Genomic DNA, 16,083 nt, shown 5'->3' on the forward strand with positions numbered 1-16,083 from the left:
CCCCCCCCCCCCCCCCCCCCCCCCCCCCCCCCCCCCCACCGATCACCCGGCCTCGGTCCCCGCCGCCGCCTGCTTCGCCGCCGCGTCGATGGCGGAGAGGGACTTCCGGGCCTGATTACGGTCCGTGGTGTACCAGAAGTCGGGCAGTGACGCCTTCAGATAGCTCCCGTACCGGGCCGTGGCCAGGCGCGGATCCAGTACGGCGACCACGCCCCGGTCGCCGGAGGCCCGCACCAGCCGGCCCGCGCCCTGGGCCATCAGCAGGGCCGCGTGGGTGGCGGCGACCGCCATGAAGCCGTTGCCGCCGCCCTCCTCCACGGCCTTCTGCCGAGCGCTCATCAGGGGATCGTCGGGGCGCGGGAAAGGGATCTTGTCCATGACGACCAGCTGACAGCTCGCGCCGGGGACGTCGACGCCCTGCCACAGGGACAGCGTCCCGAACAGACAGGTCTCCGGGTCGCCCGCGAAGTTCTTGATCAGCTCGCCGAGCGTCTCCTCGCCCTGGAGCAGGATCGGAAACTCGGGAATCCGGGTCCGCAACTCCTCGGCGGCCAGCTGGGCCGCCCGCATCGACGAGAAAAGGCCGAGGGTCCGCCCGCCGGCGGCCTGGATCAGCTCGGTCAGCTCGTCCAGCATGTCGCCGCGGTCGCCGTCCCGCGCGGGGCGGGCCAGGTGCTTGGCGACGTACAGGATGCCCTGCCGGGGATAGTCGAAGGGCGAGCCGACGTCGACGCCCTTCCACTGCGGGACGTCCTCGCCCTCGGTGCCCTCGGGAGCGAGGCCGAGCGAGGCACCCACCCCGTTGAAATCGCCGCCCAGCTTCAGTGTCGCCGAGGTCAGCACGACCGAGCGGTCGGCGAACAGCTTCTCCCGCAGCAGACCGGACACGGACATGGGCGCGACCCGCAGGGACGCCCCGAAGCGGTCGTGACGCTCGTACCAGACGACGTCCCATTCGGAGCCGGCCACGATCCGCTCCGCCACGTCGTGCACGTTCTCCACGGAGGCGAGGGCCTGCTTGCGGACCGCGTCCTCGTCCTGGACGGACTTGTCGCGGGTGGCACCGATCCCCGAGATCACCGTGCGGCAGGCGTCGCGCAGGGCCGCCAGGGCGTAGCCGAGGTCCTCGGGGATCTCCTCCAGACGGCCGGGCAGGGCCAGTTCCATGAGCCGTTCGAAGCCTTCGGAGGCGGTCTGGAGCTGGTCGGCGGCCTTCTCGTTGACCAGCTTCGCGGCGCGCCGCACCGCGCGGTTGACCTGGCCCGGGGTGAGTTCGCCGGTGGCTACGCCGGTGACCCGGGAGACCAGTTCGTGCGCCTCGTCGACGATCAGCACCTCGTGCTGCGGGAGGACCGGGGCGCCCTCGATGGCGTCGATGGCGAGCAGCGCGTGGTTGGTGACGACCACCTCGGCGAGCTTGGCGCGCTCCCGGGCCATCTCGGCGAAGCACTCGGCGCCGTACGCGCACTTCGAGGCGCCCAGGCACTCCCGGGACGACACCGACACCTGGGACCAGGCCCGGTCCGAGACGCCGGGGGTGAGGTCGTCGCGGTCGCCGGTCTCGGTCTCGTCCGCCCAGTCGCGCATGCGCAGCAGGTCCTGGCCCAGTCTGCTGGCGGGGGCGGCGGCCTCGAACTGGTCGAAGAGGCCCTCCTCCTCGTCCTGCGGGACGCCCTCGTGCAGCCGGTGCAGACACAGGTAGTTCGACCGGCCCTTGAGCATCGCGAACTCCGGGCGGCGGCGCAGCAGCGGATGGAGCGCGTCCACCGTGCGTGGCAGGTCCCGCTCGACGAGCTGGCGCTGGAGGGCGAGCGTCGCGGTCGCCACGATCACCCGGTCCCCGTGCGCGAGCGCGGGCACGAGGTAGCCGAGCGACTTGCCGGTGCCGGTGCCGGCCTGGACCAGCAGATGGGAACCGTCGTCGATCGCCTCCGCGACCGCTTCGGCCATGGCCACCTGGCCGGGACGCTCCGTGCCGCCGACGGCGGTGACGGCAGCATGCAGGAGTTCGGGGAGTGAGGGCTTCGTCATAGCGCGACCACCCTACGGCCCGACACTGACAAACGGGTGAGCAGGCGGCCGGGTGGGCCCCCCGCCAAAAGCCCGGCAGGGGCGCAGAGAAGGACAGCAGGGCGCACGGAGGTGGTGGACGGCGCTACCGGGGCCGGTCCCGGGCCCGGTCCCGGACCATGAGGGCCGCCCGTTTGGCCGGCAGGTCGACCGCGCCGCCGAATCGGAAGCCGGCGCCCAGGAACGCGGCGACGCAGGCGGTGTTGCGGAGGTCCGGTTCCGCGAGGACGCGCGTGCACGCGAGCCGCCGGTCCAGCGCGAGTTCGGCGACGGCCCTGATCAGCGTGGTGCCGAGCCCTCGTCCCCGGTCGGCGGCGGCACCGATGAGCAGATGGATGCCGATGTCGTGGGGCCGTACGGCGCAGTGGCGGGCCAGCGGATCGAGGTCGGCGCGGTAGATCTCCCAGTAGCTCATCGGCCTGCCCGCCAGGACACCGAGGCACGGCACGCTGTCGCCGTCCCCGGTGAGCTGGGCGCGGACGTGGGCCTCGGTGATGCCCGGCGGCCCGGCCAGCTCCCAGAACCGGGCGACCGCCGGATCGTTCATCCAGCGGCTGAGCAGCCGCAGGTCCCGTCCGAGGCGCACCGGGAGCAGGCGGAACGCGCCGACGGGGGTGTCGGTCGGGCCCCAGTCGGCGACGTGGGTCCTCACCTCGGTGCGTGGCACGGTGTCGCTCCTGTTTCGGCCGGGTCGGCTGTGACGACTCGGGCGGGTCAGCGGTCAAGGTTTGAGCCGGTCACTGGTGCAGAGGGTTGTCCAGGGTGACGTAGACGGACTGGGTGTCGACCGGGCCGACGAGTTCGTCGAGGCCCCACATCCGGGTCAGCAGATTGGCCTTGCAGCGCAGGACGGGTGAGTCGAGGAGCCGGGCGGGCAGCGAGCTGCGCATCCGGCGCGGTCCGGCGGCGGCCTTGCTCAGGAAGCGGCGGAAGACGCCGAGCAGAAGCCTTTCGTCGGCGAGCCGCTGGGAGCCGAGGGCGCCGACCAGGCCGAGGACGTTGTTGATCGCCAGGTAGTACGTGAACCGTTCGTCGGCGACCTCGTCGGAGACGAACGTGTCGCTCTGCTCGCCGATGCCGGGCAGCCGGGCGTCGAGCTCCGCGCGGTGCGACGCGCGGAAGTAGTAGCCCTGGTTGTCGCGGTAGCGGCCGCCCGTGGGCCACCCGTCGGCGTCCAGCAGGAGCAGCGTGTTCTGCTGGTGTGCCTCCAGGGCGATGCCCGCTTCGCCGTCCAGCCACAGGACGGGGCGGACCACCTGTTCGAGGTAGCGCAGGAACCAGTCGGCGGCCACGGTGTCGTACGGCTGTCCGGTCCGGGCGGACAGCCGGTGGACGATGTCGGCCAGCCGGGAGGCGGGAGTGTGGGCGCGGGGCGCGACGAGTCCGGCGACGCAGCTGACGTCGTCGGATGGGCTGAACGGGTTGTGCCGGATGACGACGTCGAGTCCGCGCACGGGTGCGCCGTCCGGTCCGTCCACGGCCAGCCAGGCCGGGTCGCGGACGATGTCGAACCCCGGATGCGCGGCCTGCCACCGGGCCGCGAGTCCCCGGCGCAGGAGGCGGTGCACCTCGACGCCCCGGTGGAGTTCCTTACGGAGGTTCTCCCGGCGTGAGTTGGTGATGCGCAGGCCCAGCGAGAGCTTGAGCATGGCGGGCGCGGCGGTGCGGTGGACAGTGCGCACGGAGGAGGTGGGCGACCAGGGCCGGCCCCGGACGCCGAGGTCGCGTAGGAGTCCGGCGTCCAGCAGGGCCGCGACCTCGGGCCGGCGCCGGAGCTCCTGGGCCTGCCAGGGGTGCAGGGGCAGGGCGGCGTATCCGTCCGGCAGGTCCGGCAGCTCGCGTTCCGGTCCCAGCCGGGCGGTGAGCCGGGGGCCGGTGACAGGGCGGCCGCGTTCGGTCCAGGCGGAGTCGGTACGGAGCACGGCGGGGGCGACCGCCATCCAGTGCAGGGCGAAGGAGCCGCGCAGTTCCGGTGAGTAGCGGCGCAGTTCGCTCTCGGAGAGTCCCTCGCGGCTCTTCGGGGTGGGGTGCAGCGGGTGGCCGTGGACGAGGGCCTGTTCGGCGGCGAGGAACAGATCGGCGGGATCGGCCGGCCGGGCCCGGCGGTCGGCGATGAAGACGGTGGTGCGGCGGACCGAGTCGGCGACCCGGGCCACCAGGTCGACGGCGTCCTCCGGGGCGCCGGGCGCCTCCCTTGCGAGCAGCGCGGCGACCGTGACGGCGTCGACCGGTCCGGGGGCCCCGGCCAGGCACGGGGCGCCGAGGCGGTGCCGGCCGGTCGGCGACCAGTACTCGACGGGTACCAGCAGGGCCGTACCGCTGGCGGGCAGGGGCACGCGGAGAATCCTGTCCTCCGGGGCAGGCGCGCCGGTCTCCCGGAACCAGCAGCGCAGCAGGTTCTCCACGGTGGCGGCCTGCGCCGCGGAGTGGGGGTCCGATTCGGCCGGTGGCTGCTGTCTGGGCACGGTCTCGTGGGCGCCGGGGCGGGCACGGTTCTCGGACGAGGGGAAGGAGATCAAGGCGGATCCTTTGGATGAACGTTTCTTCATACTGAAGTACTGCGAAAGGGATGATTAGTACGATCTCCTGCGACCGGCGGAAGATCGGTATACCGGACCGTCGCGCGAGGAGGCTGCTCAGCCCGGGTGCGGATCGGCCGGGGCGCGGCCGCGGTGGCCGCGGGCCGCCGAGTCGACGGCGTCGGCCAGGCGGTCGAGTACCGCCGCCGCCTGGTCCTTCGTGGTGGTCAGCGGCGGCAGCAGCCGGACCAGGTGGGCGGAGCGGCCGCCGATGCCCACGATGAGGCCGCGGCGCAGGCACTCGCGCTGGACGGCGGCCGCCAGTTCGGGCGCGGGGCGGCGGCCGTCGAGTGGATGTTCCCCGGCCCGCACGAACTCGATCCCGATCATCAGCCCGCGCCCGCGCACCTCACCGACGCACGGATGGGAGCCGGCCAGTTCCCGCAGCCGGCCGAGCAGACCGGCGCCCAGGGCGGCCGCGTGCTCGGCGAGGCGGTTCTCGCGGACGTGGGCGAGGGTCGCCGTACCGGCGGCCATGGCGAGCTGGTTGCCGCAGAGCGCCGCGGTACGGGCGCCGAGGTCCCCGGGGCCGGGGTCGAGGGCGTCGTGGTGGACGCCGACGGACAGCGGCAGGCTGCCGCCGATCGCCTTGGCCAGGACCAGCACATCAGGGACGACCCCGGCGTGGTCCACCGCCCAGTAGGCACCGGTCCGGCCGACGCCTGTGCTTCGCTCGTCGGCGATCAGCGCGACGGACCGCTCAGCGGTAAGCCGTCGCGTACGGCGCATCCGGTCGTCGGAGACGGGACGCAGGTCCTCGTCCGAGACCGGCGCCAGGAACAGCCCGGCCGGCTCGGGGCCGGTCCACGGCCCGGCCGGTTCTCCCGCACCGCACGCGACCATGCCCGGCCGCCCGGTCGCCGCGCGGACGAGTGCGGCGGCGGTGTCCAGCGCGTCCGTCTCGCAGGGGCCGCAGAACCGTACGCGCGCGTGCCGGGCGAGCGCGGGCGGCAGGGTGTGCCGGAGTTCGTCGACGAAGGCGTCCTTGACCGGTGTCGGCAGGCCGGGGGCCTGCAAGGGGGCGCCGGCGTCGAGCACCGCGCGGATCGCCTCCAGCACGACCGGATGGTTGTGCCCGAGGGCCAGGGTGCCGGCGCCGGACAGGCAGTCCAGATAGCGGCGGCCGTCCGGGCCCTCCACGGTGAGGCCCCGCGCGCGGACCGGGACGATCGGCAGGGCGTGCGGGTAGGTACGCGCCGCCGCCTCGCGCGCCGGCGGGCGCCGTGCTGCACCCTCGTACGCCCCTGGGGTCACCTCTCCGGCACACCCGGCAGACCCGGCAGCCCCGGCGGAACGCACCGCCGTCCCAGCCGCCCCGTCCCCCGACGACACCAACCCCCCGCACCCGGATCCGGCCACGGTTTTCTGTCCTCCCGCTGTTCAGAGGGGGATCTCGGTCGGGCAGCAGGCCACCCCTCACCGCTACCAACCCCCGATCGCGCACGGGGTTACGGCTTGCCGCGAGATCCGCGCGGTGCGGCAGCCGTTGCCGTTCCGGCGACGGTCCCCCACAGCGCGCCCGAGGGCCAGATGGTCTGCTCGGCCACCGTGACGGCGGACCCGGCGCGTCCCGGCCGGTCCGATCTGGTGTGGACCGCCGGGCACTGCGTGCACGCCGGCCGGACCGGCGGCTGGTACCGCAACATCGCGTTCGTGCCGTCGTACAACGACGCGGACCGGCCGGGCGAGGAACTGGCGAACGCCACCGAGGGTGAAGTGCCCCGTCCCCGCCCCGCGCGATCCACTGGTCCGAGGTCCGCGCCCGGTCGCCCCACCACACGCCGTAGGGAGCGCTCGGCTATCCGGCCGCTACGCCGTTCGACGGGCAGACGCTGTTCGGGTGCGAGGACCGGCCGGGCCGGCTGTCGGTCGACGCGGCCGAGCCGACGATGTACCGCATCGGCCGCACCATGACCGGGGGCGTCCGGCGGCGGCTGGATCGCGGCCGGTGCCGACGGGAGCCCGGCGCTGGTGTCCAACACCTCCATCGGCCCGGTGGGCGCGGGCTGGCTGGCCGGTCCGCGGCTGGGCGAGAAGGCGAGGGCCGTGTACGACGCGGTCAGCGCGGACGCCGCCGGGGACGGGAGCCAGTAGTACGCCAGTAATACGGCGAGGGCCGCCCCTGCCTCAGCAGGAGCGGCCCTCGGCGTGTACGCAGTCCCGTGCCGGTCAGGCGAGCGGCGCCGGTACGTACGGCGCGAGCTCCGCCGCCAGTTCCTCGTGCACCCGGAGCTTGAGCAGGGTGCCCTCCGGGGTGTGCTCCTCGGAGATCACCTCGCCCTCGTCGTGGGCGCGGGCGACCAGCTTGCCGTGCGTGTACGGCACCAGCGCCTCGATCTCGACGGACGGGCGGGGCAGCTCCTCGTCGATCAGCGCGAGCAGTTCCTCGATGCCCCGGCCGGTGCGGGCGGAGACGGCGATGGAGTGCTTCTCGACCCGCAGCAGCCGCTGGAGCACCAGCGGGTCGGCCAGGTCGGCCTTGTTGATCACGACGATCTCGGGTACGTCGGTGGCGCCGACGTCCCTGATCACCTCGCGCACGGCGGCGAGCTGCTCCTCCGGGACCGGATGCGACCCGTCCACCACGTGCAGGATCAGGTCGGCGTCGCCGACCTCCTCCATCGTGGAGCGGAACGCCTCGACCAGGTGGTGCGGCAGGTGCCGGACGAAGCCGACGGTGTCCGTCAGCGTGTACAGCCGCCCGCTCGGCGTCTCCGCGCGGCGCACGGTCGGGTCCAGGGTCGCGAACAGCGCGTTCTCGACCAGGACGCCCGCGCCGGTGAGGCGGTTGAGCAAGGAGGACTTGCCGGCGTTGGTGTAGCCGGCGATGGCGACCGACGGCACCTTGTGGCGCCGGCGCTCCTGGCGCTTGATCTCGCGACCGGTCTTCATCTCCGCGATCTCACGGCGCATCTTGGCCATCTTCTCGCGGATCCGGCGCCGGTCCGTCTCGATCTTGGTCTCACCGGGACCGCGGGTCGCGAGACCGCCGCGACCGCCACCCATCTGCCGGGACAGCGACTGGCCCCAGCCGCGCAGCCTCGGCAGCATGTACTGCATCTGCGCGAGCGCGACCTGCGCCTTGCCCTCCCGGGACTTGGCGTGCTGGGCGAAGATGTCCAGGATCAGGGCGGTCCGGTCGATGACCTTGACCTTGGTGACGTCCTCCAGCTGGATCAGCTGGCCGGGGCTCAGCTCACCGTCGCAGATGACCGTGTCCGCGCCCGTCTCCAGCACGACGTCGCGCAGCTCCTGGGCCTTGCCGGAGCCGATGTAGGTGGCCGGGTCGGGCTTGTCACGGCGCTGGATCACGCCGTCGAGGACGAGCGCGCCCGCGGTCTCGGCGAGGGCGGCCAGCTCCGCGAGGGAGTTCTCCGCGTCCCGTGCCGTACCGGTGGTCCAGACGCCGACGAGGACGACCCGCTCCAGGCGGAGCTGTCGGTACTCGACCTCGGTGACGTCCTCGAGCTCGGTGGACAGGCCCACCACGCGACGCAGGGCCGCGCGCTCGGAGCGGTCGAACTGGTCGCCGTCCCACTCCGCGTCGTCTCCGTGGCTCCAGGCGACGTCCTCTTCCATCAGGGCATCGGCCCGAAGACCTTCGGGATAGGTGTGCGCGAGGCGCTTGGTGTCCTGGGAAGGGGAAGAAGAGGAGGTCATTGGATCCTTACGTCTCTGGGAACGGATACTGCGGCGCTTTCCCGCGTCGTATGTCACAACGCGTGAGCGGGCGGCGAGATTCCCGCGCCCGCGCCGCACCGACCGGAAAGCAGTCCGGAAAGCAGTCCGGGAACCGGAAAGCAGTCCGGGAAGCGGTCCGGGAAGCGGTCCGGAAAATGGTCGCACGGCACGGGACGTCTCGTCACCGGCTTATTCCCCGGGCGTCGGCGAGGTAGTCGTCTCCGGCTGCTGGACCGGTTTCCAGTCGGGGTGGCCCGGCATCGGCGGGGTCTTCGCGCCGTAGAGCCAGGCGTCGAAGAAGCCGGCCAGGTCGCGACCGGAAACCTCGGCGGTGAGCTGGACGAAGTCGGTGGTGCTCGCGGCGGCGTCCCGGTGCCGGCTCACCCAGGTCCGTTCGAGGCGTTCGAAGGCCGGGGCACCGATCTCCTGGCGCAGTGCGTAGAGGACCAGCGCGGAGCCGTCGTAGACGCTGGGCCGGAAGATGCTCGTCTTGCGGCCCGGTTCGGGCGCCTTGGGCGCGGCCGGCGGTCCGCCCTTGGCGCGCCACTGGTCGGAGGCGCCGTAGGCGGCCTTCATCCGCGCGGTGAGCGTTCGGCCGGCCTGCTCCTGGGCGTACAGGGCCTCGTACCAGGTGGCGTGCCCCTCGTTGAGCCACAGGTCGGACCAGGCGCGCGGGCTGACGCTGTCGCCGAACCACTGGTGGGCCAGTTCGTGCACCATGATCGACTCGACATACCACTTCGGGTAGGCGGGCTCGGTGAACAGTTCCCGCTCGAAGAGGGAGAGCGTCTGCGTCTCCAGTTCGAAACCGGTCGAGGCGTCGGCCATGAGCAGGCCGTACGTCTCGAAGGGGTAGGGCCCGACCTTGCGCTCCATCCAGGCGATCTGGCCGGGGGTCTTCGCCAGCCAGGGTTCGAGCGCCGCGCGGTGCCGGGTGGGGACGACGTCCCGTACCGGCAGGCCGTGCGGGCCGGTACGGTGCAGGACGGTGGAGCGGCCGATGGACACCTGGGCGAGTTCGGTGGCCATCGGGTGCCGGGTGCGGTACGTCCAGGTCGTCGCGCCGTCGGCCGCGCGGGGCCGGTCGGCCGGCAGCCCGCCGGCGACGGCGGTGTGGCCGTCCGGGGCGGTGACCCGGACGGTGAAGTACGCCTTGTCGGAAGGGTGGTCGTTGCACGGGAAGACCAGGTGGGCGGCGTCGGCCTGGTTGGCCATGGCGAGGCCGTCCGCGGTGCGCACCCAGCCGCCCTGGCGGCCTTCGGGGTGGACGGGGTCGCTGGTGTGCCGCACGGTGATCCGGGTCCGGTCGCCCTCGTCCAGCGCGTCCTCGGGCGTGATCACCAGGTCCTCGCCGGCGGTGGCGAAGTCGGCGGGGTCGCCGTCGACCTCGACGGAGCCGACCGTGCCGTGGGCGAAGTCCAGGTTGATCCGGTCCAGGTCGGCCGTGGTCCGGGCCTCGATGGTGGTGACGGCGCGCAGCGGCTCGGTGTTCGTACCGGAGTAGCTGAAGGAGAGGTCGTACGCCAGCACGTCGTAGCCGGGGTTGCCCAGGTGGGGGAAGAGGCGGTCGCCGATGCCGAGCGGGGCCGGCGGGGCGCTCGCGGCGATCAGAGAGACGGAGACGGCCGAGGCGAGCAGCGCCGCCGCCCGCGGCCGCCGCCCGCGGCGGCCGAGGCGGGGACGGGGGGTGGGGACGCGGGGGGTGTGCGGCATGCCCCACCGCTATCAGCGCCCGCGCGCCCGACGTCGACGACGCGCGCCCGGCGCACCCGAACGGGTTCCCGGACTTCGGAGCGCTCAGGCGTGCGCCACGGGCGGGAGGCACCACCGGGGCGGGAGACACCACGGACGGGAAGCACCACGGGCAGGAGGCACCACGAGGCGGGAAGCACCACCGGCAGGAGGCACCACGAGGCGGGAAGCACCACCGGCAGGAGGCACCACGAGGCGGGAAGCACCACGGGCAGGAGGCACCGCTGGCAGGAGGCACCACGAGGCGGGAGCCCCCTCGTCTCAGCCGCCTGTCGGCTGCGGTTGCTGGGCGCGGCTCACGTCGTACACGCCCGCCACGTTGCGCATCGCGCGCATCAGGGCGGGAAGGTGGGCGACATCCGGGAGGCGGACGGTGTAGGTGTGGCGCACGCGCTGCCGGTCCGGGGGTTCGACCGTCGCGGAGACGATCTCGGCGCCCTCCAGGGCCATCGCCTCGGTGAGGTCGGCGAGGAGGTGCGGGCGGACGAACGATTCGGCGAGCAGCGTGACCCGGCCGCCGGCGGTGCCGCCCCAGCGCACGCCGACCTCCGCGCGCCCCCCGCTCTTCATCCGCGTCACCACGGCGCACTCCGCGCGGTGCACGGTCACCACCGACCCGCGCACCGCGAAGCCGGTGACCCGGTCCGGCGGTACGGGGGTGCAGCAGCCGGCCAGCCGTACGGTCACGTCCGGCAGGTCGACCAGGACGGCCGGGGCGTCCGCGCCGGACGGGTCCTCCGGGGTACGGCGGACGACCAGCCCTTCGTCGGTGCCCGGCCGCGCGGACTCCGCGTCCTCGGCGGCGCCGCGCCCCGGGTGGGCCGTGAGCCAGCGCTGGATGGCGATCCGGGCGGCGGGGGTGTGGGCGTGCTCCAGCCACTCCCGGGACGGCTCGGAGGCCGGGTCCTGGCCCATGAGGAGCTGCACGGTGTCGCCGTCGCGCAGCGTCGTGCTGAGCGTCGCCAGCCGGCCGTTGACCCGGGCGCCGATGCAGGCGTGCGCGTCCTCGCCGTACTGCGCGTAGGCGGCGTCCACGCAGGTCGCGCCGTCCGGCAGGCCCAGCGTGCCGCCGTCCGGGCGGAAGACGGTGATCTCCCGGTCCTGGGCGAGGTCCTCGCGCAGGGTGGACCAGAAGGTGTCGGGATCGGGGGCGGCCCGCTGCCAGTCCAGGAGGCGGGAGAGCCAGCCGGGGCGGGTGGGGTCGATCCGCTCGCCGTCGCCCGCGGACTGCTCCTCGGCGGGCGCGGTGTACGGGTTGCCGAGGGCGACGACTCCGGCCTCGGCGACCTTGTGCATCTGGTGGGTGCGGATGAGGACCTCGACGACCTGGCCGTCGCCCGCGCGGGCCACCGCGGTGTGCAGCGACTGGTAGAGGTTGAACTTGGGTACGGCGATGAAGTCTTTGAACTCCGAGACCACCGGCGTCAGACAGGTGTGCAGTTCGCCCAGGACCGCGTAGCAGTCGGCGTCCTCGTTGACCAGGACCAGCAGCCGGCCGAAGTCGGTCGGGCCGATCCGGCCGCGTTTGCGGCCCACGCGGTGCACGGAGACGAAGTGGCGGGGCCGGATCAGCACGTCCGCCGGGATGTCCGCCTCGCGCAGCACGGCGCGCACCTCGTCGGCGGTGGCGGCCAGCGGGTCATCCGCGCGGGCCGCGTTCTCGGCGATGAGCTCCTTGGTGCGGCGGTGATCCTCGGGGTGCAGGACCGCGAAGACCAGGTCCTCCAGCTCGGTCTTGAGCGCTTGGACGCCGAGCCGTTCGGCGAGCGGGATGAGGACGTCGCGGGTGACCTTGGCGATGCGTTCCTGCTTCTCCTGGCGCATGACGCCGAGGGTGCGCATGTTGTGCAGCCGGTCGGCGAGTTTGATCGACATCACCCGGACGTCGTTGCCGGTGGCGACGAGCATCTTGCGGAAGGTCTCGGGCTCGGCGGCGGCGCCGTAGTCGACCTTCTCCAGTTTGGTGACGCCGTCGACGAGATAGCGGACCTCTTCGCCGAACTCCGCGCCGACCTGGTCGAGGGTCACCTCGGTGTCCTCGACGGTGTCGTGCAGCAGGGAGGCGGTCAGCGTCGTGGTCTCGGCGCCCAGTTCGGCGAGGATCAGGGTGACGGCCAGCGGGTGCGTGATGTAGGGCTCGCCGCTTTTGCGCATCTGGCCGCGGTGCGAGGACTCGGCGAGCAGATAGGCGCGGCGCAGCGGGTCGATGGCCGCGTCGGGGTGGTGGGCGCGGTGCGCCTCGACCACATGGCCGATGGCGTCGGGCAGCCGGCCCCGGGTGCCGGTGCCGAGCAGCGCGGCGCGGCCCAGACGCCGCAGATCGAGCCGGGGGCGGGCCTTGCGGCGGGGCGCCGCCGGGGTGACGGCGACGGTGGGCGCGGGCGTCACCGGGCCTGGGCTCGCTGGTTTCGCGGCCTCCGCGTTCATGGGCACCTCCGGCTGCGTCGACCGGCGGACGGGCCACCCCGGGGCGGGCGGGGCGCGGGGGACGGCGTCGGTCCCCCGCCCGGGCCGGTGCTTGATGCTATCGAGCCCATCACGTACGGCCGACCGCCTCTCGCCGAGCGTGAAACGGATCACCCATTCGAGCGACGGGCGGCGGGTTTATGTTTCCGAGCGGGGCGTCGAGGATCGCTCTGGTGCTCACCCGGCGGCCACTGCCAGCCACTCCGCCTCGATCTCGCCCGCGGCGACGATCACCGCCGGGCCGGTCATCTCGATCTCGCCGTCCGGCCGCTCGGTGATGACGAGGGTGCCGCCGGGGACGTCGACCGTGTACGTCGCCGGCGTCCCGGTGAGAGCCGGGTCGGCGCCGTCGCGGCGGGCGGCGGCGACGGCCACGGCGCACGCGCCCGTGCCGCACGAGCGGGTCTCCCCGGAGCCGCGCTCGTGCACGCGCATCGCGACGTGCCCGGGCCCCCGGTCGGCCACGAACTCGACGTTCACCCCGTCCGGGTAGACGCCGGCCGGGCTGAACGGCGGCGGGGCGTGCAGGTCGCCGGCGTGCGCGAGGTCGGCGACGAAGGCGACCGCGTGCGGGTTGCCCATGTTCACGTTCCGCGCGGGCCAGCTGCGCTCGCCCACACTGACCGTGACCTCGCCCTCGGGGAGCAGCGCGCGGCCCATGCCGACCGTGATGTCACCGTTCTTCGCCAGGTGCACGGTCTTCACGCCCCCGCGCGTGGCGACCGCGAGGTCGCCCTCGGTGGCGAGCCCGGCGTGCTGGAGGTAGCGCGCGAAGACCCGCACGCCGTTGCCGCACATCTCGGCGACGGACCCGTCACCGTTGCGGTAGTCCATGAACCACTCGGCCTCGGCCGCCAGATGCCGGGCCTCGGGGTGCGCGGCGGACCGCACCACGTGCAGCAGCCCGTCACCGCCGATTCCGGCACGGCGGTCGCACAGGGCGGCGACGGCGGCCGGCGGCAGCTCGACGGCGTTCTCCGGGTCCGGCACGATCACGAAGTCGTTCTCGGTCCCGTGACCCTTGAGGAAAGCGATCCGCGTGCTCATTCCTCGATCGTACGGGGTGGCGCCGGCATGCCCGCCGGACAGGGGCGGCGTCAGCCGCGCAGGCGGGCCACCCGCCACACCGCGAGGACGACGACCGCCGCCACCACGACCACGTAGGCGAGGACCACCCGCCAGTCAGGGCGGCGGCCCGCGCCGCGCTGGGGCAGGCCCGGCCAGGTGTGGCCGACGCGGCGGGCCGCCATCATGCCCCAGCCGGCCGCGCAGGAGCAGATCAGCAGCCCCAGCATGGCGATCATCGCCCCGCTGTCGCCGAAGTCGAAGGCCAGCGGGAAGGCGAACATCAGGGAGCCGACGGCGGCCAGGCACACGATGGGCGCGAGCTGCCACAGGCGCAGCCGCCGCTGCGGGCGCAGCTCGACCTCGACCTCTTCGCCGCTCGCGTACATCTCCTCGGGCTCCGGGCCGTCGGCGGTCACACCGCCGGACGTCTCGTCGAGCCCGTCCAGCCGGTCCGGGCTCAGCCGGTCCGGGCTCAGCCGGTCCGGGCTCAGCCGGTCCGGGTCCGGACGGTCCGGGTCCGGACGGTCCGCGTCCGGCTCCGGGCCGTCGACGGTGATGTGATCGGTGCTCGGTGCGGTGTCACGAGGGCCGGCCTCCATCGCCACGCGCCCTCCCCACTAGGACTCCACTTGGTCGATCGAAGCTCGATGATGGCACGCCCCCGGAGGCCGCGATGACGGCCGGAGCGTCCCGATGCCATGACGTGATCAGGCTGTAACCGGTCGTTCGACCAACGACAGCGCGAGCCGCGGAAGTTCCCCGAGGTCCGCCGCGGCCCCACTCAACCAGTGCACCCGTGGGTCGCGCCTGAACCACGAATCCTGACGGCGCGCGAAGCGTTTGGTGGCCCGTACGGTCTCGCCCCGGGCCTCGTTCATGGTGCGCTCACCGGCGAGCGCCGTGAGCACCTGCTGGTAGCCGAGGGCGCGCGACGCCGTACGCCCCTCTCGCAACCCGCGCGCCTCCAGTGCGCGTACTTCCTCCACCAGACCGGCCTCCCACATCCGGTCCACCCGGCGCGCGATACGGGCGTCCAGTTCCGGGCGGGCCACGTCGACGCCGATCTGCACGGTGTCGTAGACCGAGTCGTGGCCGGGGAGGTTGGCGGTGAAGGGGCGGCCGGTGATCTCGATCACCTCGAGCGCGCGGACGATCCGGCGGCCGTTGCTGGGCAGGATGGCGCGGGCGGCCTCCGGGTCGGCGGCGGCCAGCCGGGCGTGCAGCGCCCCGGAGCCGCGCAGGGTCAGCTCCTCCTCCAGCCTGGCCCTGATCTCCGGGTCGGTGCCGGGGAACTCCATCTTGTCGACGGCGCCCCGCACGTAGAGGCCGGAACCGCCGACCAGGACCGGCCAGCGGCCGGCGGCGAGCAGGGCGTCGATCCGTTCCCGGGCGAGGCGCTGGTACTCGGCGACGGAGGCGGTGACGGTCACGTCCCAGATGTCCAGGAGGTGGTGCGGGACTCCCGCGCGTTCCTCGGGCGTCAGTTTGGCGGTGCCGATGTCCATCCCTCGATAGAGCTGCATGGAGTCGGCGTTGACGACTTCGCCGCCGAGCCGCTGGGCCAGAAAGACGCCCAGATCGGACTTACCGGCCGCGGTCGGTCCGACGACGGCGATGACACGGGGGGCGGGAGGTGCACTGCTCACCGCCCCAGTCTCGCAAACCTCCCGGCGCGGCCACGAACGAGTTACGTGACGGGACGTCATCGGGGTCGTTGCCCGTTGCGAGGTTCCCGCCCCGGCGCACGGAGGCGGTGGCCCGGGTCGCGCGAACGGACGCACCGGGCGACGCGGGAATTCGCCCGCACGAGTACCGTATGGAGTTGATATGGGCGTTTTTACACGACTTCTTCGGAGGTCGAAGGCCACGGAGGAGGCAGCGGCCACCGAGGCGCCGGCCGGCGCTCCGGCCGGCGAGGCCGAGGCGGAGAAGGTGGCCGTCGCCGCTGAACCGGCCGGGGCCGCAGCCGACGGGACGGCGCAGCCGGCGGTCGAGGAGGCCGCCGGCGGTGCCGGGTCCGACGGTGTCGAGATCCCCAAGCAGCAGTCCGCCGGGGAGGCCGTCGACAACGAGGCCGGTGAGGGCGCCCGCACCTGACAGTTGACCGCACCAGCCGCGCAGGAAGGTGGACCATGGGTCTCCTGGACAACTTGAAGGCCAAGCTGGGCCCGGCGAAGGGCAAGGTCTCCGACCTCGCGCAACAGCACGGGGGCAAGATCCAGCACGGGCTCGACAGGGCGGCGAAGACCGTCGACGAGAAGACCAAGGGCAAGTACAGCGACCGGATCCAGTCCGGCACGGGCAAGGCCAAGGACGCGGTGGACCGCCTGGGCCACAAGGACGATCCCGGCTCCGGCCCGACGGGCGGCACGCCCCCGGCGGGCGGCCCCACACCCCCGGCCGGCTGAACGGCACGGATCGGCGGGTACCCGACGGCGGACGGCCGCGGAGCGCATGGGCTCCGGGC

At 73.5% G+C, this 16,083-nt stretch carries 12 protein-coding genes and 1 pseudogene; 3 read left to right on the top strand and 10 right to left on the bottom strand.

Annotated elements, in window-relative coordinates; genetic code table 11:
- Window positions 1–42: 42 nt before the first annotated feature.
- From ACTT8P_RS35470 to ACTT8P_RS35485, 4 genes are all read right to left on the bottom strand, one after another.
- Window positions 43–2,031, bottom strand: a complete 1,989-nt coding sequence (locus ACTT8P_RS35470; protein WP_442835913.1) for an ATP-dependent DNA helicase — start codon at window positions 2,029–2,031, stop codon at window positions 43–45.
- A 124-nt stretch (window positions 2,032–2,155) separates the two neighbouring features.
- Window positions 2,156–2,788, bottom strand: coding sequence for a GNAT family N-acetyltransferase (locus ACTT8P_RS35475; RefSeq protein WP_442835923.1), 633 nt, complete (start codon window positions 2,786–2,788; stop codon window positions 2,156–2,158).
- Window positions 2,789–2,807: 19 nt separating this feature from the next.
- Window positions 2,808–4,619 carry an IucA/IucC family protein gene (locus ACTT8P_RS35480; RefSeq protein WP_442835914.1) on the bottom strand — a complete coding sequence of 604 codons (1,812 nt, stop codon included), beginning with the start codon at window positions 4,617–4,619 and terminating at the stop codon, window positions 2,808–2,810.
- Between the two features lie 87 nt (window positions 4,620–4,706).
- Window positions 4,707–5,903 (bottom strand): aminotransferase class III-fold pyridoxal phosphate-dependent enzyme, encoded by a 1,197-nt coding sequence (locus ACTT8P_RS35485; protein WP_442835915.1) that lies wholly within the window; start codon window positions 5,901–5,903, stop codon window positions 4,707–4,709.
- Between the two features lie 264 nt (window positions 5,904–6,167).
- Between ACTT8P_RS35485 and ACTT8P_RS35490 the strand changes: the two are divergent.
- Window positions 6,168–6,743 (top strand): annotated as a pseudogene (locus tag ACTT8P_RS35490) (hypothetical protein); the annotation flags it as partial.
- A gap of 75 nt (window positions 6,744–6,818) precedes the next feature.
- Here the strand turns inward: ACTT8P_RS35490 and hflX are convergent.
- The 6 genes from hflX to miaA all read right to left on the bottom strand — a co-directional run bounded on the left by hflX (window position 6,819) and on the right by miaA (window position 15,262).
- On the bottom strand, window positions 6,819–8,309 hold the full coding sequence (hflX, locus tag ACTT8P_RS35495) for a GTPase HflX (protein WP_442835916.1): 1,491 nt from the start codon (window positions 8,307–8,309) through the stop codon (window positions 6,819–6,821).
- A gap of 210 nt (window positions 8,310–8,519) precedes the next feature.
- Window positions 8,520–10,043 carry a M1 family metallopeptidase gene (locus ACTT8P_RS35500; protein WP_442835917.1) on the bottom strand — a complete coding sequence of 508 codons (1,524 nt, stop codon included), beginning with the start codon at window positions 10,041–10,043 and terminating at the stop codon, window positions 8,520–8,522.
- Window positions 10,044–10,343: 300 nt separating this feature from the next.
- On the bottom strand, window positions 10,344–12,509 hold the full coding sequence (locus ACTT8P_RS35505; RefSeq protein WP_442835918.1) for a RelA/SpoT family protein: 2,166 nt from the start codon (window positions 12,507–12,509) through the stop codon (window positions 10,344–10,346).
- A 216-nt stretch (window positions 12,510–12,725) separates the two neighbouring features.
- Window positions 12,726–13,595, bottom strand: coding sequence for a diaminopimelate epimerase (gene dapF, locus ACTT8P_RS35510; protein WP_442835919.1), 870 nt, complete (start codon window positions 13,593–13,595; stop codon window positions 12,726–12,728).
- Window positions 13,596–13,645: 50 nt separating this feature from the next.
- The gene (locus ACTT8P_RS35515) at window positions 13,646–14,215 is read right to left on the bottom strand and encodes a hypothetical protein (RefSeq protein WP_442835924.1); all 570 of its coding nucleotides are present in this window, start codon (window positions 14,213–14,215) and stop codon (window positions 13,646–13,648) included.
- A gap of 108 nt (window positions 14,216–14,323) precedes the next feature.
- On the bottom strand, window positions 14,324–15,262 hold the full coding sequence (gene miaA / locus ACTT8P_RS35520) for a tRNA (adenosine(37)-N6)-dimethylallyltransferase MiaA (protein WP_442835920.1): 939 nt from the start codon (window positions 15,260–15,262) through the stop codon (window positions 14,324–14,326).
- Between the two features lie 181 nt (window positions 15,263–15,443).
- On the opposite strand from miaA, the gene ACTT8P_RS35525 reads away from it, so the two are divergent.
- Together ACTT8P_RS35525 and ACTT8P_RS35530 are read left to right on the top strand one after the other, a co-directional pair.
- Window positions 15,444–15,713 (top strand): hypothetical protein, encoded by a 270-nt coding sequence (locus ACTT8P_RS35525; protein WP_442835921.1) that lies wholly within the window; start codon window positions 15,444–15,446, stop codon window positions 15,711–15,713.
- A 35-nt stretch (window positions 15,714–15,748) separates the two neighbouring features.
- Window positions 15,749–16,024, top strand: coding sequence for an antitoxin (locus tag ACTT8P_RS35530; RefSeq protein ID WP_442835922.1), 276 nt, complete (start codon window positions 15,749–15,751; stop codon window positions 16,022–16,024).
- Window positions 16,025–16,083 lie beyond the last annotated feature (59 nt).

Origin of the sequence: Streptomyces sp. JW3 (genome assembly GCF_052216785.1) — a bacterium.
Taxonomy (GTDB): Bacteria; Actinomycetota; Actinomycetes; order Streptomycetales; family Streptomycetaceae; genus Streptomyces.